A 2,657-nucleotide genomic window follows, 5' to 3' on the forward strand; every position below is an offset into this window, starting at 1 on the left:
TAGCTGCTGCGCCCGTTCATCGCCACCGTCTATCATTTCTGGAGCATTGGTGATAAAAGATACAAGCCAATCTTTGTCTACTTCGGTAGTAACCCCACTTAAATTAGGACCGATGTTAGTTTCCTGAAAATTGTGGCAAGCTGCGCAATACTGATTGAACAACTCCTGCCCGTGCTGTACCGATAGTTCATCGCGAACAAAGCTTACTTCTGGGGAAGATTCTTCTTGAGATTGAGAAGAGTTACAGGATAGCAGAAAGAATAGACTAGAAGCAATAATAACGGATAGAGAAAGAACGTATTTTGGCATAATTCATTTAAATAGTGCAGTGTATAAAGATACAAAAGGGCGGGCAATATCCGTAGTTTGCTAGAAATTATCTATAAACAGATTTTATACTGATGAGGGGAATATTGCTTTGCAGTATTGGTAAGAATACACTGGCTGTAGTCTCTAATCAGAGAAGTAATCTGGTAGGTAAACGGATATTATGCAACTTTGATTCACTCGACTGTTTATGCTAATAGTACCGTGATAGAAATTGCCTAACGTTTTAAAAATATGCAATCCAAATCTTCATATCTTTACATATAAAAAGCTGCTGATAATTAGTCAGCAGCTTATATTTATTTTTGTCGCAATTGAATTTTATACGTTTCTCCTAGAGGGAGAAGAATTAAAGGAATATTACCGCTGGCCCTAAAGTTCAGTGTAGTAATTCTTTTAAAGGCAGCTGCTTTAGTAAAACTTACCTTCCAAATAGACCACCTAACACGTTACCCAAATTACCACCTTTGTTGCGACCGCCTAATACCATTCCGGCAACATCGTCAACTACGCTACCGTTGCCATTGGCATCTAATACCTGTTCTAAAAACCCTTGCTCTCTTCGGGTTTGACTGCCACCCAGCATTCCTTCTAACAGGCCACCTAGATCACCTTTTGAATTCACATTCTTTTGGCGGGCCTTTTTTCCAAGCATGCCCATGAGAATGGGAGCGGCTATTTTCAAAATATTGGCTACCTGGGCTGAGTTTAGACCAGATTTTTGGCCAATAACTTCTTCTACCCCTTGTTTCTTAGGGCCCAAGATATGACCTAGGATTTTATCTCCATCCGTTTTCACAGGTTCGTCAACACCTCCGTTAAACAAACTACCTAAATTATCAAGGATACTACCATCGTGCTTGTTACTTAATGCGTTCATCAGGCTCTGGGCCTGATCGGGATCATTCTTAGCATTACGCTCCATCGCTTTCATTAACACGGGTAGTGCCATTGTTAAAGCATTATTCGTTTTAGCTCGGTCAGTTCCTGTTGATTGTGATACTCCATCTACAATAGATCTACCGGTTTCAGATTGTAGTAAGTCTAAGATTCCACTCATTTTTTTCTTGGTTAGGTTTAAAAAAATATCTTCCAAACTCAATTTAGAAGGCTTTTCGCGCAAAATGCTAAGTGGGTAACCAAAGAAAGCATTTAACTGTTTATAATTCTAACTTAGCTCAAAGACCTCTTTGCCAAAGAAGATTGATAAACACGACGATACTTAGAAAGTAGAAAACCTAAAAGGCGATAGGAGCTGCACCTCCTTTAAATTTGAGTCCGGCAATTTCTAACTCCATCTCTCTGATAGAAATTCTCAAAGTCAGTGTGACAAACAAGGAACTTAAACTTGCCATAGGTAAGGCTGTTAACACCGGAAATTGCTCGCGAATTAGGGTTTGCCAACACTCGCGTTCGGTTTTATAGACGTTCGTCAGGCCCACTAGGGTAAATGTGTCGAAACTCGCAGGAATAACGATTACAATCCAACTCATAATAAGCCGTAGTCTTTATGTTTGACGGTCAGTTATTTCTAACGGTGGTTTTTCGGTAGAGTGTTCAGTCGTAAGGCTGAAATTATCAGATCAGCGCGTTTTTTAATAAATATCGCACAATATACGAGAACCTGAAAGCCTTAATAGGGAATACGCTAAGCAGGTTACTTACATAGATGTTGAGCCTTCAATCATACAAATGTAATTCCGTGATCACCGCAGATTTTAGCTACATTTTCAAAGTCAGGTGGTCCGGGAGGTAGTTTGGCTAACTCGCGAAACATTTTCTCAATTCCAGCCGGAAAAGCACTAGTAATCATCTTAGCTTTCTTGGTGCCAACCACTTTCCAGGAATGGCTCACGTTTTTAGGGGCAAAAGCAATATCCCCTTCTTTCAGTACCGTAGCTTTACCATCCACGGTAATCTCAACTTCCCCCCTTACTACCCTAAAAATCTCATCTTCTAGCGTGTGCACGTGCGGCGGAATGCCTACTCCTGGATCAACATTATCCACCCATTCTACAATCTGGTTATCTGTTTCGCTACCCAATAGTTTGTGAGTTTGTACATCACCAACCACGTTGAGTACCTCCCCGCTTCCTTCTTTTACAATTTTAGGTTCTAGAGTAGCAGTTGCCTTTTGGGGGGCATTCTTATTAATGGCTACTGGTGAGGTAAGAGCTATCCCTAGCCCTAGTCCTGAGGTTTTAATGAATTGTTTTCTGTCCATAGTACGATGTGTATTTGATTAGTATCGATGGACAAGATAGCGACCCCTACTAGAAGGAAATTGTGAAAAACTCGGTAATTGCTTAGAATACCGGAACTTTTACCCT

General features: G+C 40.6%; 4 protein-coding genes. All 4 read right to left on the minus strand.

Annotated elements, in window-relative coordinates:
* A partial coding sequence (locus WBA23_RS02855; RefSeq protein ID WP_424580738.1) for a c-type cytochrome occupies positions 1 to 309 on the minus strand: 309 nt, incomplete at its 3' end.
* 439 nt (positions 310 to 748) lie between these two features.
* Positions 749 to 1,387: a DUF937 domain-containing protein gene (locus WBA23_RS02860; RefSeq protein ID WP_424580739.1), complete on the minus strand. Its 639-nt coding sequence runs from the start codon at positions 1,385 to 1,387 to the stop codon at positions 749 to 751.
* Positions 1,388 to 1,565: 178 nt separating this feature from the next.
* Positions 1,566 to 1,820 (minus strand): hypothetical protein, encoded by a 255-nt coding sequence (locus WBA23_RS02865; protein WP_424580740.1) that lies wholly within the window; start codon positions 1,818 to 1,820, stop codon positions 1,566 to 1,568.
* Between the two features lie 191 nt (positions 1,821 to 2,011).
* The gene (locus tag WBA23_RS02870) at positions 2,012 to 2,551 is read right to left on the minus strand and encodes a cupin domain-containing protein (protein WP_424580741.1); all 540 of its coding nucleotides are present in this window, start codon (positions 2,549 to 2,551) and stop codon (positions 2,012 to 2,014) included.
* Positions 2,552 to 2,657: the final 106 nt, after the last annotated feature.

It is taken from the genome of Tunicatimonas sp. (genome assembly GCF_049647865.1).
Lineage (GTDB): Bacteria > Bacteroidota > Bacteroidia > Cytophagales > Cyclobacteriaceae > Tunicatimonas.

Coding starts and splice junctions, on each gene's coding strand:
- WBA23_RS02860 (WP_424580739.1), bottom strand. CDS start 1,387: ATGAGTGGAATCTTAGACTTACTACAATCTGAAACCGGTAGATCTATT.
- WBA23_RS02865 (WP_424580740.1), bottom strand. CDS start 1,820: ATGAGTTGGATTGTAATCGTTATTCCTGCGAGTTTCGACACATTTACC.
- WBA23_RS02870 (WP_424580741.1), bottom strand. CDS start 2,551: ATGGACAGAAAACAATTCATTAAAACCTCAGGACTAGGGCTAGGGATA.